This window comes from Parablastomonas sp. CN1-191 (assembly GCF_049354825.1).
GTDB lineage: Bacteria > Pseudomonadota > Alphaproteobacteria > Sphingomonadales > Sphingomonadaceae > Novosphingobium.
Genome location: NZ_CP186480.1, coordinates 521,557 through 545,799, shown reverse-complemented (window position 1 = coordinate 545,799; position 24,243 = coordinate 521,557). Strand labels below are relative to the sequence as shown.

Sequence of the window (24,243 nt, the reverse complement as noted above, 5' to 3'; positions counted from 1 at the left end):
CCAGCATTGGCGGCGGCGCCGCGCCCGGTCAAGCATCGGGAAAAACTGGCCGGCGCGGGACTAGCCCCGCCCTTCCCGCGCCGCTAAGGCGCGCGGCATGCCAGAGTCCAGCAGCGCCATCACGCCAGACGTCGTCGCCGCCCACGGATTGTCGGACGACGAATACGACCGGGTTCTCCACGCCCTGGGCCGCGAGCCCAACCTTGTCGAACTCGGCATCTTCTCGGTCATGTGGTCGGAGCATTGCTCCTACAAGTCGAGCCGCCTGCACCTCAAGAAGCTGCCCACCGAGGCGCCCTGGGTGATCTGCGGACCGGGAGAGAACGCCGGCGTGATCGATATCGGCGAAGGCACGAACGGCACGAAGCTGGCCGCGATCTTCAAGATGGAGTCGCATAATCACCCCAGCTATATCGAGCCTTACCAGGGCGCAGCGACGGGCGTCGGGGGGATTCTGCGCGACGTCTTTACGATGGGGGCGCGCCCGGTCGCCAACATGAATGCGCTGCGTTTCGGGCGCCCCGACCATCCCAAGATGAAGCACCTGGTCCAGGGCGTGGTCTCTGGGATCGGCGGCTACGGCAATTGCGTGGGCGTGCCGACGGTGGGCGGCGAAACCAATTTTCATCCCTCGTATGACGGCAACATCCTGGTCAACGCGATGACCGTCGGCGTCGCCGAGCAGGACAAGATCTTTTACTCCGCCGCCACGGGCCTGGGCAATCCGATCGTCTATGTCGGCTCCCGGACCGGGCGCGACGGTATCCACGGCGCGACGATGGCGAGCGCGGAGTTCGACGAGAATTCGGACGAAAAGCGTCCCACCGTCCAGGTCGGCGACCCCTTCACCGAAAAGCTGCTGATCGAGGCGTGCCTGGAACTGATGGCGACCGACGCGATCGTGGCCATCCAGGACATGGGCGCGGCCGGGCTGACCTCGTCCAGTGTCGAGATGGCGAGCAAGGGCGAAGCCGGCATCCGCCTCAACATGAACGCCGTTCCCTGCCGCGAAGAGGGCATGACGCCGTACGAGATGATGCTGAGCGAAAGCCAGGAGCGGATGCTCATGGTCCTCAAGCCCGGCCGCGAGGGCGAGGCCGAGGCCATCTTCCGCAAGTGGGAGCTCGATTTCGCTGTCATCGGCGAAGTTACCGATACCGGCCGCATGGTGCTCGACTGGAACGGCGAGACCGTCTGCGACATCCCGCTGGGCCCGCTGGCGGACGAGGCGCCCCTCTATGACCGTCCCTACCTTGCACCGGCTGCGTACAAGACTTGGGCCAATGTCGCGCCGCTGACCGCGGTGCCCGAGCAGAACGACATTCCCGCCCAGCTCATGCAGATGATGGCCGCGCCCGCGCTCGCCAGCCGGCGCTGGATCTGGGAGCAGTACGATAGCCAGGTCGGCGCCGACACGATGCAGAAATCGGGCGGCGACGCGGCCGTGGTGCGCATCCACGGCACCAACCGGGCGCTCGCCATGACCACGGACTGCACCCCGCGTTACTGCTTCGCCGACCCGGTCGTCGGCGGCAGGCAGGCCATCGCCGAGGCCTATCGCAATCTCACCGCGGTCGGCGCCACGCCGCTTGCCGTGACCAATTGCCTCAACTTCGGTTCGCCGCAGCGGCCGGAGATCATGGCCCAGATCGTCGGCTGCCTGCAGGGCATGGGCGAAGCCTGCCGCGCGCTCGACTTCCCGATCGTGTCGGGCAACGTCAGCCTCTACAACGAAAGCAAGGCGACGGGCGGCGGCAGCGCCATCCTCCCGACCCCGGCAATCGGCGGCGTCGGCGTGATGGACGATGCCGACCGCATGGCGACGATCGCGTTCAAGGACGGCGCTCACAAGATCCTGCTGATCGGCGCCGACGCCCGCGCCAGGCCCGAATTGGGCCAGTCGCTGTGGCTGGAGGTCTGCCACGGGCGTGCCGACGGCATGCCGCCGCAAGTCGACCTCGCGGCCGAACGGCGCCACGGCGAGTTCGTGCGCAAGCTGATTGCCGAAGAGTTCGTGACCGCGGTGCACGACGTGTCCGACGGCGGAATTCTGGTCGCGGTGGCGGAAATGGCGCTGGCCGGCGATGTCGGCGCGGTCCTCAAGATGGCCGCGTTCGAGGACCAGGTCGACCGCGAGAAATATCGCCATGCCTGGTCGCTGTTCGCCGAAAACCAGGCCCGATACCTGGTTACCGAACCCTATGACAGCCACGTGGTCGAAAAGATGGCCCGCGAGGCGGGGGTCGGTTGCTGCTTCATCGGCTGGACGGGCGGCGATTCCATCGTGTTGGGAGCCGAGGGCGAGGCCGGTGACGGCGCGGTCGCGCTCGGCGAGCTGCGCCGCGCCCACGAAGCGTTCTTCAAGGACTGGATGGAAGCGTGAGCCGAAGCGGCGCGATCCGCGTCGGCATCGGCGGCTGGACGTTTCCGGACTGGCGCGGCGTTTTCTACCCGGACGGCCTGCGCCAGCGCGACGAGCTGGCGCACGCGGCCGCGCGCCTGGGCGCCATCGAGATCAACGCCACGTATTACGGCCGCCAGAAACCTGACAGCTACGCCGCCTGGGCCGCAGCGGCCCCGGATGGCTTCCTGTTCAGCCTCAAGGCCTCGCGCTTTTCCACCACGCGAAAATGGCTCCCCGATGCGGCCGAATCGGTCGGCGTGTTCATCGACCAGGGTTTCACGCGGCTTGGCGACCGTCTTGGCCCGATCGTCTGGCAGTTTCCCGCCACCAAGGCCTTCGACCGCGAGGAGTTCGCTGGTTGGCTGGACCTGCTGCCGGCCGAAAAGGACGGCCTGCCGCTAAGGCACGCGCTGGACGTGCGACATGACAGCTTTCGCGACGAAGCATTTCACGCCCTCGCGCGTGAGCGCGGCGCCGCCGTCGTCCTCACCGAGAGCGAGGATTTCCCGCTGATCGTGGCCGATACCGCCGACTTCGTCTACTGGCGGCTGATGGGAACCGCTGCCGACGCGCGCACCGGTTACCGTGCGCATGACCTTGACGCCTGGGCAGCGCGCGCGAAGGCCGCCGCGGCCACGGGCCGCGACGTCTTCGCGTTCTTCATCGACGGCGAGAAAGTGCGCAACCCGGCGGCCGCGCAGGCGCTGATGAAGCGCCTTTAGGCGGCCTTGCCGAGAAGGTCGTACGGGTTCACGCCCATCGCCTGCCAGTCCTTATGCGCCTGCCAGTAATGGACCGGACGCGTGATCCCAAGCTGCCGGCGCAAATCCTCCAGCGGCGTCGCCAGAAGGTCGCGAATCGACATTTCGGCGATGCGCGGGCAGGCCTTGCCCAGCCGCTGCGCCTCGCGCACGGCGCGCAGTACCGGCGCGGACGAGCGCACGCGCTTCTTGATTTCCAGCGCCCCCGCATAGCCCAGGAACAAGTGCGCCGGGCTCGGTTGCTGGCTGTAGGTAAACGCCAGCACGCACTGTTCGCCAAGCGCGTCGCGGCCGTACCCGGTCAGGACATGCATCATGTCGTGCGTGTCGCGCATGCGGTGAAAGTACCATTCGACCTGATCGCCGAAATCGGGCTGCGAGCGATAGGTATCCAGATCGTCGACCAGGCCCTGCGCGGTCAGCCCCTCGCGCTCCATGAAATCGCAATAGGCGTGCGCCAGCGTGCCCGCGGGCAGGCGGCGCAGCGCCGCATGATCGTCCAGGATCGGCGGCAGCGACGGTTCGCTGGCACGGATCGCCTTGCCCTTTTCGCTCGCGAAGAAGGCTTTCGCGGCGGCGAAGACGCCGGTCCACGGCAGCGATTCGAAAATCGGGGTGACATGCTCGGTCGCTTCCTTGTCCTTTACCAGCAGGCGAAAGTGGTGCCACGCCTTGAGCGGACGGTAGCGCGGCTTGATGCGGCGCGGATCGGCGAACGGAATCGCGGGCGGTGAGGACATGTCCATGCCGAAAAGATGCGGCTTACTTACAATCTTGTCAATAGACCCAGTCGGTGCGTGGGATTCCCAGCAGTTCCAGCACTGCGGTCAGATCGCCCCGGTCAAGCCAGCCATCGGCGGCGGCGCGTGCCTTCGGCTTGGCGCGGTAGGCCAGGCCGTAAGTCGCGCCCTGCAGCATCGGCACGTCGTTGGCGCCGTCGCCGGTCGCCAGGCTGACCGCGTCCTCGCCGATCCGTTCCGCCTCTTCCAGCAGCACGCGTTGCTTCGTCGCGGCGTCGGCGATCGGGCCGGCCAGTCCGCCGGTCAGCGCGCCCGCGCCGGTCGCCAGCCGGTTGGCAACGACGCGCTCGAACCCGAGCATTTCGGCAACCGGGTCGGCAAACTGGTGGAACCCGCCGGTGACCAGCACGGTTCGGCACCCGCGCGCCTTCAGCGTCTGCACCAGCGTGCGCGCACCGGGCATCAGCGGCACCCGTTCGGCCAGGCACTGCGCGATCGCGTCCTCGCCCAGGCCGCTCAGCAGGCCTACCCGCTCGGTCAGCGCGCCGGCGAAGTCGAGCTCGCCCTGCATCGCACGTTCGGTGATCGCGGCGACTTCCGCCTTCAGCCCGACGAAATCGGCCAACTCGTCGATGCATTCGGCCGCGATCATAGTCGAATCCATGTCGGACACGAACACGTGCGGCACTTGCGGTTCGTGGTCCGCGATCAGGCAGTCCGAGGGCGCGAAGTGGGCATCGACGATGGCGCGCACCCGGGCCGGATCGCCGCCGGCGAGCGAAATCTGCAGCACCTCGCCGCCGTTCTCGAGCAGCGCGGCCGAGGCGGCGGGCATCCCGGCGGCATCGAGCGCCGCCAGCGCGGCGTCGAGGCCCGCTGACAGGCGGGCTTCATCTGCTATCAGCCGGGCGATGATCACGCGTGAAACTCCCTCAGGCGGCGAGGCGGTGCCATCGGGCCGGCCGCCGCTGGCGCTCATCGCAGGGCCCACCGCCAGCGGCAAGAGCGATCGCGCGGTCGATCTGGCGCTGGCGCTGCGCGCGCGCGGCCGCGATGCGGTGGTCATCAATGCCGACAGTGCGCAGGTCTATGCCGACCTGTCGGTGCTATCGGCGCGGCCGCAACCGTCCGAGATGCGCGGCGTGCAGCACCGGCTTTTTGGCTGCTGGGACGGGGCCGATCCCTGCTCGGCAGCGGACTGGGCGGCGCGCGCCGCCCAGGAAATCGGCGAGGTCCACCGCTCGGGCGCCGTGCCGATCCTGGTCGGCGGTACCGGCCTCTATCTCCGCACCCTGCTTGACGGGATCGCGCCGGTGCCGGCGATCGATCCCGCGGTCCGCTCCGCCGTCCGCGCGCTGCCCGTTGGGGAGGCGCGTGCAGCGCTGCTCGCGGAAGACCCCGAAGCCGCCGGGCGGATTGGTGCGGCCGACGCGGCGCGGATCCTGCGCGCGCTTGAAGTCATCCGTTCCACCGGCCGACCGCTTGCCGCCTGGCACTGCGAACGGGCCGGCGGCATCGCCGCCGGGGTCGCTCTTCACGCCGCGGTCCTCCTGCCCGACCGCGACGCGCTTTATCGCCGCTGCGACGCACGCTTCGCGGCGATGTTGCAAGGCGGCGCGGTCGAGGAAGTCGAGCGCCTGCTGGCGCGCGGCCTGGCTCCGGACCTGCCCGTCATGCGCGCGATCGGCGTCCGCGAAATCGCAGCGCTGCTGCGCGGCGAAGCCAGCCTCGCACAGGCGCTGACGGCGGGCGCGCAGGCAACGCGCAACTACGCCAAGCGCCAGTACACCTGGTTCCGGAATCAGCCGCCCGCAGACTGGCTCCGCGTCGAGGAACAGAGTTTCATTATTGAGGATATTTTTGCATTATTATTACAAGGGCTGAACTTGACAGGTTAGATCGTTTCACATAGCGCACCGGACGCATGCCGCTTTCGGCGGTCTTCGGCGAGTTGGAGAGGAGGCCCGGCGCAGGCGACTGTGCCGGGCCCGCTCGTTTCGGTAGGCCGCGTTTCGGTGCGAGAAGGAAAGGGACGTGACGTGACCAGCGAGCGCAGCGGCGCCGAAATCCTCATCGACAGCCTGGTCCGCCAGGAGGTTGAATTCGTATTCGGTTATCCGGGCGGTGCGGTGCTGCCGATCTACGACGCGCTCTTTTCCGAGCAGCGCCTGCGCCATATCCTGGTGCGCCACGAAGCCGGCGCGGCCCACGCCGCCGAAGGTTACGCCCGCTCGACCGGGAAGCCGGGCGTGGTGCTGGTCACGTCCGGCCCGGGCGCGACCAACGCGGTGACGGGAATCGCCGATGCCTTCCTCGATTCGATCCCGCTGGTCGTCATCACCGGCCAGGTCGCGACCGCTCTCATCGGCTCGGACGCCTTCCAGGAGGCCGACACGATCGGCATCACCCGGCATTGTTGCAAGCACAACTACCTGGTCAAGGACCCGTCCGAACTCGCCGCCACGATCGACGAGGCTTTTCGCATCGCCACCACCGGTCGCCCCGGCCCGGTCGTGATCGACGTGCCCAAGGACGTTCAGGTGGCTGTCGCCGCTTACGACCCCGCCGCCCCCGCGCCGGCCCGCCGCAGCCGCTACAATCCGCCCCGCGAAGCGCCCGCACGCGATATCGCCCGCGCCATCGAACTGATCGCCAACGCCAAGGCGCCGGTGCTCTATACCGGCGGCGGGGTGATCAACTCGGGCCCGCGCGCCAGCGAGTTGCTGCGCGAGTTCCAGGTCCGCACCGGCGCGCCCGTCACGTCGACGCTGATGGGCCTGGGCGCGTTTCCGGCCGACCATGCCGACTGGCTCGGGATGCTGGGGATGCACGGCACTTACGAAGCCAACATGGCGATGAACCGGGCCGACCTGATGGTCTGCATCGGCGCGCGCTTCGATGACCGGGTGACCGGCCGGCTGGACGCGTTTTCGCCCAATTCGACCAAGATTCACATCGATATCGATCGTTCGTCGATCAACAAGACGGTGCGGGTCGACCTGCCGGTCGTAGGGGACTGCGCGGCGGTTCTGGCGCAGCTTGTGGACGCCTGGGGCGGCCGCCGCGCCGCCGACCTCACTGAGTGGAAGGCGCGCATCGAGGGCTGGCGCGCGCGCCAGTCGCTGGCCTATCCGCCCAGCCAGACCGAAATCATGCCGCAAAAGGCGATCGAGCGCCTGTTCGCGCTCTCCCGCGAACGCGATCCAATCATCTCGACCGAGGTTGGTCAGCACCAGATGTGGGCGGCGCAGTATTTTCCCTTCTTCGCCCCCAACAAGTGGCTGACCAGCGGGGGCCTGGGCACGATGGGCTACGGCCTGCCCGCCGCGATCGGCGCGCAGCTGGGCAATCCGGACGCGCTGGTGATCGATATCGCAGGCGAAGCCAGCATCCAGATGAACATCCAGGAGCTTGGCACCGCCAGCCAGTACCGTCTGCCGGTCAAGATCTTCATCCTCAACAACGAGTACATGGGGATGGTTCGACAATGGCAGGAGCTGACGTACGAGAGCCGCTATTCCAACTCCTACTCGGACAGCCTGCCCGATTTCGTGCGGCTGGCCGAAGCTTATGGCTGGAAGGGGATCCGGATCGCCGACGAGGCCGGGCTCGACGCCGGCATCCAGGCGATGCTCGATCACGATGGGCCGGTCATCGTCGATTGCCTGGTGTCGAAGGAGGCAAACTGCTTTCCGATGATCCCCAGCGGCGCCGCGCATACCGAGATGATGCTTTACGGCGACCAGGTCGCCGGCACGCTCGACGACGAAGCCAAGGCGCTGGTGTAAACCGATGAAGATCAAGCAGCAGGCCGCCGAGCGGCACGTCCTGACCGTCACCGTCGACAACGAGGCCGGCATCCTGGCCAAGATCGCCGGGCTGTTCACCGCGCGCGGCTACAATATCGACAGCCTGACCGTGGCCGACATCAGCGAGAACCACGAGACGAGCCGGATCACCATCGTCACCCACGGCCCGCCCGAGGTGATCGATCAGATCCGCGCCCAGCTCGACCGGCTTGTGCCGGTGCACAAGGTCACCGACCTGACCGAGATCGGCCCCCACGTCGAGCGCGAGCTGGCGCTGGTCAAGGTTGCCGGCACCGGCGACGCCCGGGTGGAGGCGCTGCGGCTCGCGGACGTCTTCCGCGCCAGCGTGGTCGACACCACGACGCGTAGCTTCGTCTTCGAACTGACCGGCACGCCCGAGAAAATCGACCGCTTCGTGGGCCTGATGCGCGACCTGGGCCTTGTCGAGGTCGGCCGCACCGGCGTGGTCGGCATGATCAGGGGGCCGGACGGAGCCTGATCTTTCAATATTCGTCGCTCCTGCGCCGCCAGGGGCCTATCCAACCGCTCGCAAGCACGCGAATTTATCAACGGCCCCTTTCCGCAGGGGTGATGGGGACGAGACATGAAGGTTTATTACGACGCCGACGCCGACTTGAACCTGATCACCGGCAAGAACATCGCCGTCATCGGCTATGGCAGCCAGGGCCACGCCCATGCCCAGAACCTGCGCGACAGCGGCGTCGCCAACGTCGCTATCGCGCTTCGGCCGGGCTCGGCGACGGCCCGTAAGGCCGAGGCCGCCGGTTTCCAGGTCATGACCAATGCCGAGGCAGCGAAGTGGGCCGACATCGTCATGGTCCTGGCCCCCGACGAACACCAGGCCGCGATCTGGAGCGACGACCTGGCCGGCAACATGAAGCCCGGTGCCGCCCTTGCATTCGCGCACGGCCTCAACGTCCATTTCGGCCTGATCGAGCCACCGGCCGACATCGACGTCATCATGATCGCGCCCAAGGGGCCCGGCCACACGGTGCGCAGCGAATTCCAGAAGGGCGGCGGCGTGCCGTGCCTGATCGCGGTTCACCAGGACGCCACCGGCAACGCTCACGACGTGGCGCTCGCCTATGCCTCGGGCGTGGGCGGCGGGCGATCGGGGATCATCGAGACGAACTTCAAGGAAGAGTGCGAGACCGACCTGTTCGGCGAACAGGCGGTGCTGTGCGGCGGCATCACCCACCTGATCCAGGCCGGGTTCGAGACGCTGGTCGAGGCCGGCTACGCGCCCGAGATGGCCTATTTCGAATGCCTGCACGAGACCAAGCTGATCGTCGACCTGCTGTACGAGGGCGGCATCGCCAACATGCGCTACTCGATCAGCAACACCGCCGAATACGGCGACATCACCACCGGGCCGCGGATCATCACCGCCGAGACCAAGGCGGAGATGAAGCGCGTGCTTGCCGATATCCAGCAAGGACGGTTCGTGAAGAACTTCGTCCTCGACAACCGGGCCGGCCAGCCGGAACTGAAGGCCGCGCGCAAGGCCGCCGCGGCGCACCCGATCGAGCAGGTCGGCGCGCGCCTGCGCGCGATGATGCCGTGGATCGGCAAGAACAAGCTGGTCGACCAGACGGTAAACTGAGCGGGCCGGCGGGCGACTTGCCCCTCGCCCGCCGCCCTTACGGCCCCGCGACGATCGCCGCGGCGCGCTGCACCAGCGCGGCAAAGCGCGTTTCGTCCACCGCGGCGGCGGGATCGTTCCAGCCCGCCGTCAGCGCGTGCCAGCCGCCGGCCTTGTCCTGCACCAGCAGCGTCATGCTGATCACGCCCGGTTCCGACCCGCCCTTGTAGCCGACATAGGGGAACTGCGCCTTCATCCCCGCCAGCGGCCCCGGGTTGAGCGCCAGGATGCGCAGCGCTTCCTTGCCGGCCGGGCTGCCACCATGACGCCGGAACCACTCCATCGCGGTCGCCAGTTCGACCGGCGAAGCGAACCATTCCAGGCTGTCGATCCGCACCGGCTTGCCGTCCGCGAACAACCCGCCCACCGCGCTGCCGGGCAGGGCCGCGACTTCGCCCGCCAGCATGGCGCGCTTGGCCTTTTCACCCGCGGCCAGATAACGCGTGCCCAGCGCGCCGCCTTCGACGCCCTTGAGCTTGAACAGCTCCATCGTGGTCAGGAACGGCCGGTTGGCAGGCGACATCCAGCCCAGCAGCGGCAGTGTCGCCTCGATCCGTTCGCGTCCCAGCGCGTGGATAAGCGCGTCGGTCGCGCTGTTGTCGCTGACGCTGATCATCGCTTCGGCCAGCGTTCGCAGCGGCACCGCGGTGCCCGCCGGGCTGGCGGTGAAGCGGCCCCCCGGCAATTCGACGCCGCCCAGCACCACCGCATCGTCCCAGGACCGCTTGCCGGCATCGACCTCGCGCAGCAGCGTTGCCAGCACCGCCAGCTTGAAGGTCGAGCCGATCGCAAGCCGGTCGCGCGGGTTGAGGCCCTTCGTCAGCGCCTTGGCCGGCCCGTCGCCAAGGTCGAAGGCTGCGAAATTGGCTTTGCCGGGCAGCGCGCTCATCGCGTCTGCCACTGCGTCCAGGCTCGTCAGCGCGGCATCGGCAGCGGTCTCGACCCCGAGGATGCGCAGGCCGACGATCCTGCCCGCGGCGTCGGGCGCGGTTGCCAGCGTCATCGGTGCCGTGCCGCGTTCGAACGCCATCACCAGCCGGGCGGCATTGGGGCCCACCGGCTCGAACGAGGCGATGCGCACCGCCTTGCCGACCGACCCGGTCACTTGCCCCGACAGCGCGCGGATCGACGCCTCGGGAACCTGGGCAAGGAATTCGGGCGCGAACATCGCCGCTGGATCACCGCCGCCGTTCAGCAGCGCGACCAGTTCGTCGGCGCGCTGACGCAACATCGGGGATGTCGCCGCGGCGGCTTGAGCGGACGATGCCGCCGGCGGCGGCGTCTGTGCGGCGGCCGGCACGGCGACGAAAGACAACACGGTTGCAGCAACTGACGATGAACGCATGGAATTGTCTCCCCACCCGAGCCGGAGCCTACCGCGCTGCCGCAAAGCGCGCCAGCCCGCTTGCGATGAGCGGGCGAGGCGTTAAGGGGTAAGCCCAGACGCAGCGCTGAAAGGCACCCGACGATGGCCACGTTCACCCTTCCCGCCAATTCGAAGATCAAGGGCAGGGGCCGCGTCCACAAGGCCGACGGAGCGGCACGGGTGAAGAAATTCACCGTCTATCGCTACGACCCCGACAGCGGCGAGAACCCGCGCTACGACAGCTTCGAGCTCGACCTCGACCAGACCGGCCCGATGGTTCTCGATGCGATTATCAAGATCAAGAACGAGATCGACCCGACCCTGACGTTCCGCCGGTCCTGCCGCGAGGGGATCTGCGGATCCTGCGCGATGAACATGAACGGCAAGAACGGCCTCGCCTGCACCACCGCGATCGAGGACCTGAAGGGCGACATCAAGATCACCCCGCTGCCGGCCATGAACGTGATCAAGGACCTGGTCCCCGATTTCACGCACTTCTACGCCCAGTACGCCTCGATCAAGCCGTGGCTGCAGACCGTCAGCACCACGCCGTCGGGCAAGGAACGGCTGCAGAGCCCCGAACAGCGCGAAAAGCTGGACGGGCTGTACGAGTGCATCCTGTGCGCCTGCTGCTCCACCGCGTGCCCCAGCTACTGGTGGAACTCTGACAAGTTCCTGGGCCCGGCCATCCTGCTCCAGGCCTATCGCTGGCTGGCGGACAGCCGCGACGAGATGACCGGTGAGCGGCTGGACGAGCTGGAAGATCCCTTCCGGCTTTACCGCTGCCACACCATCATGAACTGCGCCAACGTCTGCCCCAAGGGCCTCAGCCCGGCCCGCGCGATCGCCGAGATCAAGAAGATGCAGGCCGAGCGCCAGCTCTGAAGGACCGGGCATGAGCGATGCGCGCGGCTTCCTGAGCGAGCCGGACAGCGAATTTCCCGGCTGGCACACTTGGCAACTGGCCGATCCGACGCGGTTCAACGCCCTTGTCTTCCCCCGCCTGCTGGTGCGGCGCGACGATGACGGCAAGGCGCGCCTGCGCTTCGTGCCGGGGCGTCAGCACACCAATCTGTCGGGCGCGGTGCACGGCGGCGCGGTGCTGTCGCTGGTCGACATCGCGCTGTTCGCCTGCTCGCGGATGCTCGGGGTGATTGAAGTCGGCACCGCGGTCACGCTCGACATGTCGGTGCAATTCATCGGACCGGGACGCGAGGGCGAACCGTGCGACGCCGTGACCGAACTGCTGCGCGAGACTCGCCGGCTGGTGTTCCTGCGCGGCACGGTGGAGCAGCCCGGCGGGCACCTGGTAGCGGCCTTTTCGGGCACGATCCGCAAGCCCAGCAGCACGTGAGCGGGGTCCTGGCCGCTTACGACGCGCTGGTCGGCGCGGGCGAACTGCGGGCCGATGGCGAGCAGCGCGCCGCCGCGGTGCGGCTGGACGACCTGGCCCGCAGGCTGGAGGATGCCGAGGCGCCCTCCCCGTTAGGCGGCCTGCTGGGGCGCCTGGTCGGCCGCAAGCCGCAGGTGCCGCGCGGGATCTACCTGTGGGGCGGGGTCGGGCGCGGCAAGTCGATGCTGATGGACCTGTTCCACGCCAACCTGGGCATCGCGGCCAAGCGCCGGGTGCATTTCCACGCCTTCATGATCGAGGTCCACGAAGGCCTGCGCGAGGCGCGGCAAAGCGAAAGCGGCGACCCGATCCCGCCGGTTGCCGCCGCGATCGCGCAGGACCTGCGCTGCCTGGCCTTCGACGAGATGGTTGTGAACAACAGCGCCGACGCGATGATCATGAGCCGGCTGTTCACCCGCCTGATCGAGGACGAAGGCGTGACGATCGTCACCACGTCGAACCGGGCGCCGGGCGAACTGTACAAGGACGGCCTCAACCGCGAGCATTTCCTCCCCTTCATCGCGCTGATCGAGCGCGGGCTCGACGTCATGCCGCTCAACGGCCCGGTCGATTACCGGCTTGAGCGGCTGGGCGGGATCGACACCTGGTATGTCCCCCTTGGCGAAGCGGCGACCGCGCGCGCGCGCGATGCGTTCTTCCGCCTGACCGACTATCCGCCCGAGGATTCCGCGCACGTTCCCTCGGCCGACCTCGATCTGGGCGGCGGCCGGCGGTTGCACGTGCCCAAGAGCTTCAAGGGCGTCGCGGTGTTCAGCTTCAAGCGGCTGTGCGCCCAAGCGCGCGGCGCCGCCGACTATCTGGCGGTCGCGCGCGCCTACCACACCGTCATCGTCGTCGGCATTCCGGTGATGGGGCCCGAAAACCGCAACGAGGCGGCGCGCTTCGTCACGCTGGTGGACGCGCTGTACGAGCACCGCGTCAAGCTGATCGCCACCGCTGCCGCCGAACCGGATGCGCTCTACCCTGCCGGGGATGGCCGTTTCGAATTCGCGCGCACAGTCAGCCGGTTGATGGAGATGCGCAGTGCCGATTACCTGTCGCGCGGTCACGGTAGCGACTGATCCTGCGACGAACGGCGCCGAACCGCCGACGAACGCCCTTGTTACACTATATCATTACGCGTAGAGGCGGCGGCGAAAACAAGCCCTTCGGATCGGACCCGCCTCATCATGACGTTTCGCCTGCTCCTTGCGAGCACAGCTCTTGTCGCCCCTGCCGCCCTTCTCCCCGCCGCCGCCTTTGCCGCCGAGCCGGCGCCTGCCGCAGACGCGGCGGCCGACGGCGCCCCGGCGCAGGAAATCGTCATCACCGCGCGCAAGCTCGATGCCGCGCGGGACCGGATCGACCCGGCGCTGGGTGCCAGCACCTACAGTATCGACCGCGCGCAGCTGGACAACCAGCCGGGCGGCGCGGACCGCAACCTCAAGGGCGTGCTGCTGCAGGCGCCTGGCGTGGCGCAGGATTCGGACGGCGACGGCGACATCCACATCCGCAACGAGCACGGCAACGTCCAGTACCGCCTCAACGGCGTGACCGTGCCGCAGGGCTTCGCCGGGTTCGGCGCCGTAGTCGATCCGCGCGTGGCGTCTTCGGTAGAGGTCATCACCGGGGCGCTGCCGGCGCAGTACGGCTTCCGCACCGCCGGGGTCGTCAACATGAAGACCCGCACCGATGGCTTCGATCTTGACGGCGACGTGGGCATCTATGGCGGCAGCCACCGCACCTTCCAGCCCAGCGCGACGTTCCGCGACGGGATCGGTTCGCTGAACGTCTTCGCGTCCGCAAGCTACCTGCAGAACGACCTTGGCATCAGCAACCCGACGCCTTCGAAGGATGCCATCCACGACCGCACCCGGCAGTACCGCGCCTTCGGCTACGTTTCCGACGTGCTGAGCGATAACAGCCGGCTGAGCGCGTTTGGCGGCTGGTCCAAGGGCAGTTTCCAGATTCCCAACACCCCCGGGCTGACGCCCACGTTCACGCTGAACGGGCGGACGACGTTCGATTCCGCGCTGCTGGACCAGAACCAGCGCCAGAACAGCGTCTTCGGCGTGCTTGCCTACCAGTACGCGGGCGCTGCGCTGGACGTCCAGGTGGCGCCGTTCTTCAGCCGCAGCCGCGCGCACTACACGCCCGATCCGACCGGCGGCCAGCTGATGTTCGACGGGTCCGAGACGGACCTTGCCCAGGCCACGACCGCTTACGGCGTCCAGGCCGATGCCGGGTTGAAGCTGGGCGAACGTCACACGCTGCGCACGGGCGTATTCTTCAGCCGCCAGACCACCGCGACCGCCAGCATCAACCGCGTCTTCGCGGTCGACGCCGCCGGCAACCAGGCAAGCGACGCACCGATCACGATCCCGATCGCCCAGCGCCAGGCCGGGTCGATCCTGGGGCTCTACCTGCAGGACGAATGGCACCCGGTCGAGCCGCTGACCGTCAACGTCGGGCTGCGCTATGACCGCGCCACCGCGCCGGTGAGCGAAGACCAGTTCAGCCCGCGCGCCAGCGTGGTCTGGAAGCCAAGCCGGTGGACCACGCTTCACGCCGGTTACGCGCGTTATTTCACGCCCGCCCCGCTTGAAATCGCGGTCGCCCCCGATGTCGCCCTGTTCGACGGCACGACCAACCAGTTCGCGGTCAAGTACGCGGGGCCCGTCCGCGCAGAGCGCGAGCACAATTTCGATATCGGGCTGCAGCAATTCCTGACCCCGCGGCTGAGCATCACGCTCGACGCCTATTACAAGGACAAGACCAACCTCCTCGACGAGGAGCATTTCGGCGCCACGCTGATCCAGTCGCCGTTCAACTACGGCCGCTCGAAGGGGTGGGGCGTCGAGGCCGGCTTCAACTACGAAGCGCCGGGCTTCGAATTCTACGGCAACCTGGCGCGCGGCCAGCAGAAGGCGAAGGAGATCGTCTCCAACCAGTTCTTCTTCGACCAGCCGGAGCTCGACTACATCGCCGGCCACTACATCTACACCGACCATTCGCAAAAATGGACCGGTTCGGCCGGCGGCGCGCTGACGATCAGGAACGGCCTGGGCAAGCTGATCCCCTCGTTCGACCTGATCTACGGCAGCGGCTTGCGGGCAGAGGATCCCGCCGGCATCGTTCCCAACGGCGGCACGCAGAAGCCCTATGTGCAGGTCAACCTGGGCGTGTCGCAGAACCTGGCGAGCGAAAAGGACGACGAGGCGTGGACGTTGCGCTTCGACATCGTCAACCTGTTCGACAAGGTCTACCTGATCCACGACGGCAGCGGCGTTGGCGCCGGGCAACCCGAATACGGGCCACGGCGCGGGTTCTTCGTCGGCCTGCGCAAGAGCTTCTGAGGCGCGGGGTTGCACCCGCCCGCCGGGTCCCCACATAACGCGGATACCGGCGGCAACACCCCGCCGAGGTGAGACGTCCCCATGATCGAGATCCGTCCCTTTGCCAGCCTGGGCCACGCCGACCACGGCTGGCTGAACGCACGCCACCATTTCAGCTTTGCCGACTATCACGACCCGGACCGGATGAGCTGGGGCCGCATCCGCGTCTGGAACGACGATACCATCGCCGCCAAGACCGGCTTTCCGCCCCATCCGCACCGCGACATGGAGATCGTGACCTTCGTGCGCGAAGGCGCGATCACGCACCGCGACAGCCTTGGCAACGAGGGCCGCACCGGCGCCGGCGACGTCCAGGTGATGAGCGCGGGATCCGGCATCACGCACGCCGAATACAACCTCGAGGACGAGTCGACGACGCTGTTCCAGATCTGGATCGTGCCCGATCATGCCGGCGCCGCGCCGTCATGGGGCCAGCGCGCGTTCCCGCGCGGCGATCGCGCCGGCAAATTCGAGATCCTGGCCAGCGGCACGCCAGAGCATGACGACGCTCTGCCGATCCGCGTCGATGCCAAGGTCGCCGCGGCGACGCTGGCGGCGGGCGCCAGCGCGACGTGGTCCTCCGGTCCCGGGCGGCATCAGTACCTGGTCGCCCCGGTGGGGCGCATCCGCGTCAACGGGCACGAAGTCAGCCCGCGTGACGGGGTGGCGATCCACCATGAAGAAACGGTCGTGGTGGAAGCGATCGACGACGCAGAGATCGTTCTGGTCGATACTCTCTAGGTCAGGCCGCGGCCCTGGCGAGGCGCGCCTGCGCGCCCGCCAGGCGCTGCATCAGCTTGAGGTCCTGCGGGCTGAGGCGCAGCGCCGCGTCGGCCCACAAGTCAACGATGTCCCGCAGCTCGTCCAGCGCCAGCGGCGCGGCACGGCGCATTGCCGCCTTGGCCGCCACCATGCCCGAATGGCGCCTCTGCGACTTGGCCATGAAGTCGCGGACAGCGGCCACGCCCTCGCCAGGTTCGGCAAGGTGGTGGACGATGCCCATCGCGTGCATCGCTTCTGCAGTGAAGGTCTCGTTCGACAGGATCAGCCGGTCGGCCAGCGCGGTGCCCAGCTTGCGGGCCAGGATCGCGTGCGCGCCCATGCCGGGGAACAGCCCGAACATGATTTCGGGCAAGCCGAACGTGCTGCCGCGCTCGGCAATGATGACATCGAACGACAGCAGCGCCTCGAACCCGCCGCCCAGCGCCTGCCCCTGCACCAGGCCGACAGTCAGCATCGGGATGTCGAGCGCGGCCATGTTCTTGTGCAGGATTTCGACGCAGCGGTGGCCGTAAGCAGCCAGGCCGGCGCGGTCGCGGGCGCGGATCAGCGCCGCGAACAGTTCCAGATCGCCGCCGAAGCAGAACACGCCCGGGGCGCGGCTGCCCAGCACCAGGTAATTGAGCGGCACTTTGCCGGGTCCGAAGTGATTGCCGATCAGGTCCTGCCAGCGGACGAAATCGCCCAGCATCGTCGGCGTGAAGCTGGGCCGACCGGTGGGGCGCATGAACGTCCACAGCGCCGCGGTCGCGCCGTCGTAAAGCACGTCCAGTTCCGGCAGGGCGAGAAGGTCCGCAGGGATCGCGAGCCGGAGCGAGGCGTCCTCCGCGGCCGATCCTGGGCTGCCGAAGAACAGCGCCGGCACATCGCCGTGGATGTCTTCGGGCGCGGTGCCCCCGGTGTCAGTGTCCCGATTGGCGAGATCGTGCGCGAGCCGATCCATTGTCATGTCCCCCGCTTGCAACCCGCCGCAACCGACACCGTGACGTTTCGTATGCGACGTTAGGAATTTAGCGGCCGTGGGAGTCCCCGTGCAAAGGAATTTTTCCGGACTCGATGGTTAACGCTGTCCCGAATTGAATCAGCGACAGGATTGGTGACCGGATTTCTGCCGCTGACGGGCATAGCCGCGCAGTTGCGCCGAATCGTAAAACGGTTTGTCGGGTCGCGGCCTGCGGACCGAGCCCATGCGGCGCTTACGCGGCCGGCGTGCGCGCCCGGGCGGCAGGGCCGGAGTGTGGACTTGCGGCCACACCGGGCGATTCGTCAGGCGGCGGCTCGCCGCGCGCCGTCCTCGATCCATTCGATCAGCATCGTCAGCGCATGACGAACGGTCTGTTCCTGCTCGATGACCCGCTCCTCGAGCCGGTCGATCCGCTCATTCAGCGCCGCAAAGTCCGGATTCGCCAGCGGCTCCGGACGCGCCAATGGCTCGGCGGAGGCGACTTGTGGCGCGGCCGGGAGGAGGACCGCGTCGAGCATCCCGCAGTCGACGCGGGCGCGCCCGGTTGCATGGGCCAGAGCCACGACGCGCCGCGCCAGCGCCAGCACCGCACCCGGCCGCCCCTCGCCTAAGGCGTGCAGGCGCGTGAAGACCCGCTGGTCGAATGTCGGCCCGCCTTGCCCCAGGGCCCTGGCCAGGAACGGCGCGACCTCGCTGGCGGCGAGCGGCGCCAGGACCGCGGCCTGGTAAGGGCCAAGCGCCGAAACCGGCCTGCCGATCAGCAGGATGCGCAGCGCCGGACAGGCAGCGACCAGTTGTTCGAGCGCGCCGCGTTCCCCGTCATCGAGCCATTCGGCCCCGTCGAGGGCCAGCAGGGCGCCCAGCCCGGCTTCGGCCCGGCGAGCCATCGCAGTTTCGAAGTGCACCGGGTTAGCGTGGCGAAATGCCCGTGCGACGCGCTCGGTCAGGGGGGTGCCGTCGCTATCGGCCGCGTCGATGACGGCGAACCCCTCGCGGTCGCTCACCGTTGCGGTCAGGCGCGCCAGGAAGGCGGTCTTGCCGGCCCCCGCAGGCGCAGTCAGCGCGAACATCGCCCGCTCATCGGTCAGCAGCAGCGCAACTTGCGCCAGCGCGGCGTCTTCGCCGCGGCTGCGGAAATGGCCCGCAACGGGATCGTGAATCATGCTGCTGCCCGCCCCCTGCGGTCATGGCCCGGAAAGCGCGCAGATTAACGGGCGCAGGGTGAAGATTAGGTTAGCTGCCGACCACGATCTCGCGCGCGGGCGGATGGCCGAGGAACGCCGCCGGGCTGGCGCTGGCACCATAGGCGCCGGCGCAGAAAACCGCGATCAGGTCGCCAACATCGGCCCGCGGCAGCAACGCGCTGTCGGCCAGCCGGTCGAGCGGGGTGCACAGGCAGCCGACGACGCTGACTTCCTCCTCCTCGCCCGGCGCGCACATCCTGGCGGCCACCGCGACGGGGTAATTGCGCCGCACCACGGTGCCGAAATTGCCGCTGGCGGCCAGCTGGTGGTGCATGCCGCCGTCAACGACCAGGAAGGTGGCGCCGTGACTTTCCTTTCGGTCGACCACGCGGGTCAGGTAAACCCCCGCCTCGCCCACGATGTAGCGGCCGAGCTCAATGCAGAACCGCGTCCCCGCAAGGCTGGCGGGCCGCTGCGCCAGCGCCTGCGCCAGCGCGCCGCCGATGGCGGCAAGGTCGATCGGTGTGTCGCCGGCGAAATAGGGGATGCCGAACCCGCCCCCCAGGTTGCAGGCTGGCGGCGGCGTGCCGATCGCCTCGGCAAGCTCGCCCGCCAGCGCGACGGTCGCGCGCTGCGCGGCGATTATGGCCGCGCTGTCAAGCGACTGGCTGCCCGCGAAGATATGCAGGCCGCGCCAGTCCGCGCCCGCGGCAAGAATATGCCGGGCCAGCGCCGGGACGCGATCGGCATCGACGCCGAAAGGGCGCGCGCCGCCGCCCATCTTCATGCCCGAGCCCTTGAGATCGAACGGCGGGTTGACGCGGATCGCCAATTGCGGGCGCGTGGCCAGCGCGGCGCCCTGCGCCAGCGCTCGCCCGACCTCGCCTTCGGACTCGCAGTTCAGCGTCACCCCGGCGCGAATCGCGGCGGCAAGCTCGTCGTCGCGCTTGCCCGGCCCGGCAAAGCTGATGCGGCCTCCCTCTATGCCGAGGTCGCCTAACCGCGCCAGTTCGCCGCCCGAGGCCACATCGAACCCGTCGACCAGTTCGATCATGTTCTCAACAAGTGCCGGCAACGGATTGGCCTTGATGGCATAATGGATTTCGACGCCATTGGGCAGCGCGCTGCGCAGCGCGGCTATGCGCGCGCGCACGTAGTCAAGCGAATAGACGAAGGCCGGAGTATCGCCCGCCATCGCGACCAGCGCCTCGGCATCGTGGCCGGCCACCGCCAGCGCACCGCCGGGACCGGCGTAGCCGGGCGGGATCGGCCCCAATGGCTTCACGTCATCACCTCCCGCGCCAGCGCCTGGCGATCGATCTTGCCGTTGGGTCCGGTCGGCAGGGCCGCGCGCCACTCTATGCTGCGCGGCTGCATGAAAGTGGGCAGCGTCTCCAGCAGGCTGCGCTTCAGCGCGGCCGTGTCGCCCGAACCGCGCACGACCAGGTGGATCGCCTGGCCAAGCCGCTCGTCCGGAACGCCCAGCGCCGCCGCCTCGCTGGCAAGGCCGCTGGCGACGGCGGCCTCCTCCACCTCATGCGGACTGACCCGGTTGCCGGCGGTCTTGATCATCGCGTCCCGGCGGCCGACGAAATGGAGCAGACCGTCGGCGTCGCGCCGCACCCGGTCGCCAGACCATACCGCCATGCCGCCGTAGCGGGACGCGGTCGGCGCGGGACGAAACCGTTCGGCCGCGCGCACCGGATCGCGCCAGTACCCGTGCGCCACCAGTGGCCCGGCGTGGACCAGCTCGCCCTCCTCGGCATCCTCGCCGTTGTCGCCGACGACAAGGATCTCGGCGTGGGGAATCGCGCGGCCGATCGAAGTCGGATGGGCGTCGATCAGGGCGGGATCGAGGTAGGTAGAGCGAAACGCCTCGGTCAGGCCGTACATCGCGAAGACGCGCGCCCGCGGAAACGTCGCGCGCATCCGGCGGACCAGGGGTTCGGTCAGCGCGCCGCCGCTATTGGTGAGGCGCAGCAGGCGGTTCGCGGCCCCGGCAGGCCACGCCGCGTCGACCAGTTGCCACCACAGCGGCGGCACGCCGGCCAGCGTGGTGATCCCCTCGCGCGCCGCCGCCTTGATGACGTCGCGCGCCGACAGGTAATCGAGCGGCACCACCGCCGCGCCCGCGAACCAGGTGGAAAGCAGCTGGTTCTGGCCATAATCGAACGCCAGCGGCAGGACCGCCAGGGTCCGGTCGGACGGCGCCAGTTCGAGATAGCCGGCGACGCTCTCGGCGCCGAGCCAGAGGTTCGCGTGGCTGAGCATGACCCCCTTGGGCCGGCCGGTCGAACCGCTGGTATAAAGGATCGCGGCGAGATCGTCCGGCGCGGCGGCGGACGGGGGCAGCGGCGGGGCCTCGGCCGCCGCGGTCATCAGGTCGCGCTCGCCGATCGTCCGGCAGGCCGCGGGCGTGTCCGCAGGCGCCAGCGTCTGCAGCCGTGCAGCCGTGCCGGCGAGCAGCACCGCGCCGCTATCGGCCAGGATATGCGCGACCTGCAGGTGTTTCAGCGCCGGGTTGACCGGTACGTGGACCAGCCCGGCGCGCGGCGCGGCCAGCGGCAACAGGCAGGTCAGCGCGCCCTTGCCCGCCCAACTGGCTATGCGTGCGCCGCGCTCGAACCCTTGTGCCGCCAGCCAGCCGGCGAGCCGCGCGACGCGGTCTTCGAGGGCGGCGAACGTCAGCGTTTCGGCGCGCAGCACCAGCGCGGGGTCGCCGGGCGCGCCGCGCATCGCCACGTGGTCGATCGGATGCGGCCGGGCCGCGGGCAGAGGCGTGGGATCTGGCATCGGCGCGTCCGGACCGCGCTATCACGGCGCGGCGGGCACTTGAAGCCCCGTGGCCGCGCGGTTAAGGCGCGCTGCACCGCAGCACGGGGAAAGCGCCGCATGACCGACCACACCGACGCGAAGCTGCGCGCCATCTTGGCCGAAGTCCTGGGCCTGGACGCAGACCGGGTCGCCGGGTTCGACGCGGACACCGGCCTGTTCGGCGACTTGCCCGAGCTCGATTCGATGGCGGTCGCAGGGCTGCTGACCGAAATGGAAGACCGCCTGGGGATCGTCATCGACGACGACGAGGTCGATGGCGAGATGCTGGAGACCTATGGCGCGCTGCTAGCGTTTGCGGAGGCCAAGGTGGCGGCCGGCGCGGAGTCCTGACCCCGATCAGGCGGCCTGCAGCACGCCTGCAGGCGCTGCCTCGACCTGGCGCGCCCGCCGCCGCGCGTGCCGCAGGGCATTGAGCGGGGCATCCACCCAACGTCCCATCGCCCAGCTCGCCGCGCACATCGCGGCCGTCCCGGCGATCATCGTGTTCTGGCTCGATCCGCGCTCGAACAGCCAGAAGATGACCGGCTCGCTGAGCGCATAGAGCGGGTACGACATCTGCCCAAGCGCTTCGGCGCCGCTGCCGGCGCGGGCCTGCGCCGCCAGCATGACCAGCGGCGGGAACACGAAGACGACCAGGAAGACGTCGTACAGTCCGAAGCCCAGCCCCGGCGGCACCAGCGACGGCGGCATCGAAGTGACCAGCGCCAGCAGCATCGCCGGCAGCGCGAAATGCACCCGCGGCATTCTTGGCTGCCAGCTCTCCCGCGTGCGGTACAGCAGCACCCCGCCAAAGAACCCGAACGCGCAGCGCGCCAGCCCGGCGGGCAGCGTATCGGGCGAAATGCCGCGGCACAGCGACCACTCGGTGGCGCCGTAATAGAGTAGCACGACCGCCGCGATGCCCACGATCGGCACCAGCCCCCGCGCCTTCACCCGCCACAGGCCCGTTGCATGGGCGGCATTGGCGATCAGTTCCCACACCACCGTCCACTGCGGGTTGTTGAGCGGGAACGGCACTGCCGCAAAGGCCAGGAACGGGATCAGCGTGAACTGGCCGATCGTGGCCATGAGAAGGTCGGCTTCGTCCTGCGGGCGGTAGGCCACCAGGCCAGCGGTGACGAAGACCAGGCCCAGCACGCCGCCCAGGAAAAGCATCGGATAGAGCCGCGCCGCGCGCTGCGCCATGTAGGCGCGCAGGCCGATGGCGCCGCGCGCAAAACGCGGTTCGTACGTGCTGGCGATCACCAGCCCAGACATCAGGAAGAACAGGTCGACCGAAAGGTAACCGTGCAGCGCGACGATCTTGCAATGGTACAAGACGACCATGATCGCGGCGACACCGCGCAGCCCGTCCAGTCCGAGATAGCGTCCGCCCCGCTCCATGTCTCCCGGCTAGCCGCAAAGTGGTTAACACTTGTTTTCGCGGGCCCGGCGCGGATGGGCGCAAAGCGGTTGTCCGCGCCCCGCACGGCAGCCTAAAGGCCCGGGATGAACATCATGCTCGGGACCGCGCTGGCCGCGGTCGCTACCTCGCTGGCCGCACCCGCGCTGGCCCAGGACCACGCCGGCCACGGCACTGCTGCGCCCGCGGCCCAGCCAGCCGCGCCGCCGGCGGCACAGCCGGCGCCGATGGATCACCAGCACATGGACATGGGGTCGATGGGCGCGATGCAGGCCGGCGCGCCGGGCGACCACCCGATGCCCGCGGACATGGATCACGCGATGGATGCCGCGATGGACCACGGCATGGCGATGGATCACGGCATGGCGATGGACCATGCGTCGGCCGGCCGGGCCGAAGGTTCGGGCACCGCCCGCCTTCCCGCTGCCGAGGGCATGATGCCGGGCCTTCATATCCCGCTGGGCGATGACTGGATGGCGATGGCGCATGGCTTCGTGTGGGGCGTCTACACCGATCAGCGCGGACCGCGCGGCGGCCACGGTCTCTACGCACAGTCGATGGCGATGCTGATGGTCGAAAAGCCGTTCACCGGCGGCCGCGTGCAACTGCGCACGATGCTCAGCGCCGAGCCGCTGATGAGCGCGCGCGGCTATCCCAACCTGTTCGCCACGGGCGAGACTGCAGGCGGCGCCCCGCTGGTCGATCGCCAGCACCCGCACGACCTTTTCATGGAGCTGGCCGCGCGGGTCGACAAGGACATCGCCCCGGGCATCGCCGCCTTCCTTTACGGCGGCCCGGTCGGCGAACCGGCCCTGGGCCCGTCGGCGTTCATGCACCGCGGCTCGGCGCAGTTGAATCCCGAGGCGCCGATCACGCACCACTGGTTCGATTCCACCCACATCACGTACGGGGTGGTGACCGCCGGGCTGGCCGGCAAGGCCTGGCAGCTCGAGGCGTCGGGCTTTCGCGGCCGCGAACCCGACGAATATCGCTGGGACATCGAGACCCCGCGCCTCGACAGCTGGAGCGTGCGCGCCACCTTCCTGCCGAGCGAAAACTGGGCGATGCAGGTCAGCCACGGCCGCCTGAAGCAGCCAGAGGCGCTCCACCCCGGCGAGGACGAGGCCCGAACGACCGCCAGCGTCCAGTACGATTCCGGCCGCGGCCTGGCTGCCATGGCCGCCTTTTCCGCCAAGAACCGCCTGCCCGGCGATACGCTGACCGCCTGGCTCGGCGAAGTGAACTGGAACCTGCCGGGGCCGCACACGCTGTTCGGCCGGTTCGAGAACGTCGCCAATGACGAGCTGTTTCCCGATCACGCCGATCCGCTGCACGACCGGGCCTTCCGGGTCAGCAAGCTGCAGGCGGGCTATGCCTACACGCTGCCGGTCGGCAACGCTTTCGCGCTGTCGCTCGGCGGCACCGCGGCGCGGTTCTTCGCGCCGGCCGCGCTCGACAGCGCCTATGGCAGGAACCCGATGGGCTACACCCTGTTCGCCAGGCTGCGGCTGGGCAGCGGCGGCGCGATGAAAATGGACTGACGCCGG

21 protein-coding genes are annotated in these 24,243 nt (G+C 68.8%); 13 read left to right on the top strand and 8 right to left on the bottom strand.

From position 1 onward, the window contains the following. The first annotated feature begins 97 nt into the window (after positions 1-97). Both purL and ACOYW6_RS02720 read left to right on the top strand, forming a co-directional pair. Positions 98-2,383: a phosphoribosylformylglycinamidine synthase subunit PurL gene (purL, locus tag ACOYW6_RS02725; RefSeq protein WP_423142286.1), complete on the top strand. Its 2,286-nt coding sequence runs from the start codon at positions 98-100 to the stop codon at positions 2,381-2,383. Further along, complete coding sequence (locus ACOYW6_RS02720) at positions 2,380-3,126, top strand: DUF72 domain-containing protein (protein WP_423142285.1); 747 nt, start codon at positions 2,380-2,382, stop codon at positions 3,124-3,126. The genes purL and ACOYW6_RS02720 overlap by 4 nt, the downstream gene beginning before the upstream one ends. Here ACOYW6_RS02720 and ACOYW6_RS02715 read toward each other — a convergent pair. Both ACOYW6_RS02715 and serB read right to left on the bottom strand, forming a co-directional pair. Continuing rightward, positions 3,123-3,905 carry a Coq4 family protein gene (locus tag ACOYW6_RS02715; RefSeq protein ID WP_423142284.1) on the bottom strand — a complete coding sequence of 261 codons (783 nt, stop codon included), beginning with the start codon at positions 3,903-3,905 and terminating at the stop codon, positions 3,123-3,125. The genes ACOYW6_RS02720 and ACOYW6_RS02715 overlap by 4 nt on opposite strands. 37 nt (positions 3,906-3,942) lie before the next feature. Further along, positions 3,943-4,824 carry a phosphoserine phosphatase SerB gene (gene serB / locus ACOYW6_RS02710; protein WP_423142283.1) on the bottom strand — a complete coding sequence of 294 codons (882 nt, stop codon included), beginning with the start codon at positions 4,822-4,824 and terminating at the stop codon, positions 3,943-3,945. On the opposite strand from serB, the gene miaA reads away from it, so the two are divergent. From miaA to ilvC, 4 genes are all read left to right on the top strand, one after another. After that, entirely contained in the window at positions 4,817-5,803 is a 987-nt protein-coding gene (miaA, locus tag ACOYW6_RS02705; protein WP_423142282.1) for a tRNA (adenosine(37)-N6)-dimethylallyltransferase MiaA, read from the top strand. The genes serB and miaA overlap by 8 nt on opposite strands. Positions 5,804-5,944: 141 nt before the next feature. Then, positions 5,945-7,693 (top strand): biosynthetic-type acetolactate synthase large subunit, encoded by a 1,749-nt coding sequence (ilvB, locus tag ACOYW6_RS02700; RefSeq protein ID WP_423142281.1) that lies wholly within the window; start codon positions 5,945-5,947, stop codon positions 7,691-7,693. Positions 7,694-7,697: 4 nt separating this feature from the next. After that, positions 7,698-8,213 (top strand): acetolactate synthase small subunit, encoded by a 516-nt coding sequence (ilvN, locus tag ACOYW6_RS02695; RefSeq protein ID WP_423142280.1) that lies wholly within the window; start codon positions 7,698-7,700, stop codon positions 8,211-8,213. Between the two features lie 105 nt (positions 8,214-8,318). After that, positions 8,319-9,338, top strand: coding sequence for a ketol-acid reductoisomerase (gene ilvC, locus ACOYW6_RS02690; RefSeq protein WP_423142279.1), 1,020 nt, complete (start codon positions 8,319-8,321; stop codon positions 9,336-9,338). 37 nt (positions 9,339-9,375) lie between these two features. Here the strand turns inward: ilvC and ACOYW6_RS02685 are convergent, their stop codons facing one another. Beyond that, positions 9,376-10,608: a serine hydrolase gene (locus ACOYW6_RS02685; RefSeq protein WP_423142278.1), complete on the bottom strand. Its 1,233-nt coding sequence runs from the start codon at positions 10,606-10,608 to the stop codon at positions 9,376-9,378. Between the two features lie 237 nt (positions 10,609-10,845). Here ACOYW6_RS02685 and ACOYW6_RS02680 point away from each other — a divergent pair, with 237 nt between their 5' ends. From ACOYW6_RS02680 to ACOYW6_RS02660, 5 genes are all read left to right on the top strand, one after another. Then, positions 10,846-11,628, top strand: a complete 783-nt coding sequence (locus ACOYW6_RS02680) for a succinate dehydrogenase iron-sulfur subunit (RefSeq protein ID WP_423142277.1) — start codon at positions 10,846-10,848, stop codon at positions 11,626-11,628. Between the two features lie 10 nt (positions 11,629-11,638). Next, positions 11,639-12,097: a PaaI family thioesterase gene (locus tag ACOYW6_RS02675; RefSeq protein ID WP_423142276.1), complete on the top strand. Its 459-nt coding sequence runs from the start codon at positions 11,639-11,641 to the stop codon at positions 12,095-12,097. Next, positions 12,094-13,218: a cell division protein ZapE gene (zapE, locus tag ACOYW6_RS02670; protein WP_423142275.1), complete on the top strand. Its 1,125-nt coding sequence runs from the start codon at positions 12,094-12,096 to the stop codon at positions 13,216-13,218. Before ACOYW6_RS02675 ends, zapE begins: the two co-directional genes overlap by 4 nt. A gap of 108 nt (positions 13,219-13,326) precedes the next feature. After that, positions 13,327-15,492 (top strand): TonB-dependent receptor, encoded by a 2,166-nt coding sequence (locus ACOYW6_RS02665; protein WP_423142274.1) that lies wholly within the window; start codon positions 13,327-13,329, stop codon positions 15,490-15,492. Positions 15,493-15,573: 81 nt separating this feature from the next. Beyond that, positions 15,574-16,272, top strand: coding sequence for a pirin family protein (locus ACOYW6_RS02660; protein WP_423142273.1), 699 nt, complete (start codon positions 15,574-15,576; stop codon positions 16,270-16,272). 1 nt (position 16,273) lies between these two features. On the opposite strand, the gene ACOYW6_RS02655 is transcribed toward ACOYW6_RS02660, so the two are convergent. The 4 genes from ACOYW6_RS02655 to ACOYW6_RS02640 form a co-directional block, all read right to left on the bottom strand. Beyond that, positions 16,274-17,254 (bottom strand): crotonase/enoyl-CoA hydratase family protein, encoded by a 981-nt coding sequence (locus ACOYW6_RS02655; RefSeq protein WP_423142272.1) that lies wholly within the window; start codon positions 17,252-17,254, stop codon positions 16,274-16,276. A gap of 323 nt (positions 17,255-17,577) precedes the next feature. Continuing rightward, on the bottom strand, positions 17,578-18,438 hold the full coding sequence (locus ACOYW6_RS02650) for an AAA family ATPase (protein WP_423142271.1): 861 nt from the start codon (positions 18,436-18,438) through the stop codon (positions 17,578-17,580). Positions 18,439-18,508: 70 nt separating this feature from the next. Then, on the bottom strand, positions 18,509-19,744 hold the full coding sequence (locus ACOYW6_RS02645; RefSeq protein WP_423142270.1) for a pyridoxal-dependent decarboxylase, exosortase A system-associated: 1,236 nt from the start codon (positions 19,742-19,744) through the stop codon (positions 18,509-18,511). After that, the gene (locus ACOYW6_RS02640) at positions 19,741-21,252 is read right to left on the bottom strand and encodes an acyl-CoA ligase (AMP-forming), exosortase A system-associated (RefSeq protein WP_423142269.1); all 1,512 of its coding nucleotides are present in this window, start codon (positions 21,250-21,252) and stop codon (positions 19,741-19,743) included. Before ACOYW6_RS02640 ends, ACOYW6_RS02645 begins: the two co-directional genes overlap by 4 nt. Positions 21,253-21,351: 99 nt before the next feature. On the opposite strand from ACOYW6_RS02640, the gene ACOYW6_RS02635 reads away from it, so the two are divergent. Next, the gene (locus ACOYW6_RS02635; protein WP_423142268.1) at positions 21,352-21,624 is read left to right on the top strand and encodes an acyl carrier protein; all 273 of its coding nucleotides are present in this window, start codon (positions 21,352-21,354) and stop codon (positions 21,622-21,624) included. Positions 21,625-21,630: 6 nt separating this feature from the next. On the opposite strand, the gene ACOYW6_RS02630 is transcribed toward ACOYW6_RS02635, so the two are convergent. Then, entirely contained in the window at positions 21,631-22,677 is a 1,047-nt protein-coding gene (locus tag ACOYW6_RS02630) for an acyltransferase family protein (protein WP_423142267.1), read from the bottom strand. 105 nt (positions 22,678-22,782) lie between these two features. On the opposite strand from ACOYW6_RS02630, the gene ACOYW6_RS02625 reads away from it, so the two are divergent. Then, positions 22,783-24,237: a hypothetical protein gene (locus ACOYW6_RS02625; RefSeq protein ID WP_423142266.1), complete on the top strand. Its 1,455-nt coding sequence runs from the start codon at positions 22,783-22,785 to the stop codon at positions 24,235-24,237. Positions 24,238-24,243: the final 6 nt, after the last annotated feature.

Bases quoted from the DNA above. Each gene is read 5' to 3' on its own strand.
- purL (WP_423142286.1), top strand. From the start codon at position 98: ATGCCAGAGTCCAGCAGCGCCATCACGCCAGACGTCGTCGCCGCCCAC.
- ACOYW6_RS02715 (WP_423142284.1), bottom strand. From the start codon at position 3,905: ATGTCCTCACCGCCCGCGATTCCGTTCGCCGATCCGCGCCGCATCAAG.
- miaA (WP_423142282.1), top strand. From the start codon at position 4,817: ATGATCACGCGTGAAACTCCCTCAGGCGGCGAGGCGGTGCCATCGGGC.
- ilvN (WP_423142280.1), top strand. From the start codon at position 7,698: ATGAAGATCAAGCAGCAGGCCGCCGAGCGGCACGTCCTGACCGTCACC.
- ilvC (WP_423142279.1), top strand. From the start codon at position 8,319: ATGAAGGTTTATTACGACGCCGACGCCGACTTGAACCTGATCACCGGC.
- ACOYW6_RS02685 (WP_423142278.1), bottom strand. From the start codon at position 10,608: ATGTTGCGTCAGCGCGCCGACGAACTGGTCGCGCTGCTGAACGGCGGC.
- ACOYW6_RS02680 (WP_423142277.1), top strand. From the start codon at position 10,846: ATGGCCACGTTCACCCTTCCCGCCAATTCGAAGATCAAGGGCAGGGGC.
- ACOYW6_RS02675 (WP_423142276.1), top strand. From the start codon at position 11,639: ATGAGCGATGCGCGCGGCTTCCTGAGCGAGCCGGACAGCGAATTTCCC.
- ACOYW6_RS02665 (WP_423142274.1), top strand. From the start codon at position 13,327: ATGACGTTTCGCCTGCTCCTTGCGAGCACAGCTCTTGTCGCCCCTGCC.
- ACOYW6_RS02660 (WP_423142273.1), top strand. From the start codon at position 15,574: ATGATCGAGATCCGTCCCTTTGCCAGCCTGGGCCACGCCGACCACGGC.
- ACOYW6_RS02655 (WP_423142272.1), bottom strand. From the start codon at position 17,254: ATGGATCGGCTCGCGCACGATCTCGCCAATCGGGACACTGACACCGGG.
- ACOYW6_RS02650 (WP_423142271.1), bottom strand. From the start codon at position 18,438: ATGATTCACGATCCCGTTGCGGGCCATTTCCGCAGCCGCGGCGAAGAC.
- ACOYW6_RS02640 (WP_423142269.1), bottom strand. From the start codon at position 21,252: ATGCCAGATCCCACGCCTCTGCCCGCGGCCCGGCCGCATCCGATCGAC.
- ACOYW6_RS02635 (WP_423142268.1), top strand. From the start codon at position 21,352: ATGACCGACCACACCGACGCGAAGCTGCGCGCCATCTTGGCCGAAGTC.
- ACOYW6_RS02630 (WP_423142267.1), bottom strand. From the start codon at position 22,677: ATGGAGCGGGGCGGACGCTATCTCGGACTGGACGGGCTGCGCGGTGTC.
- ACOYW6_RS02625 (WP_423142266.1), top strand. From the start codon at position 22,783: ATGAACATCATGCTCGGGACCGCGCTGGCCGCGGTCGCTACCTCGCTG.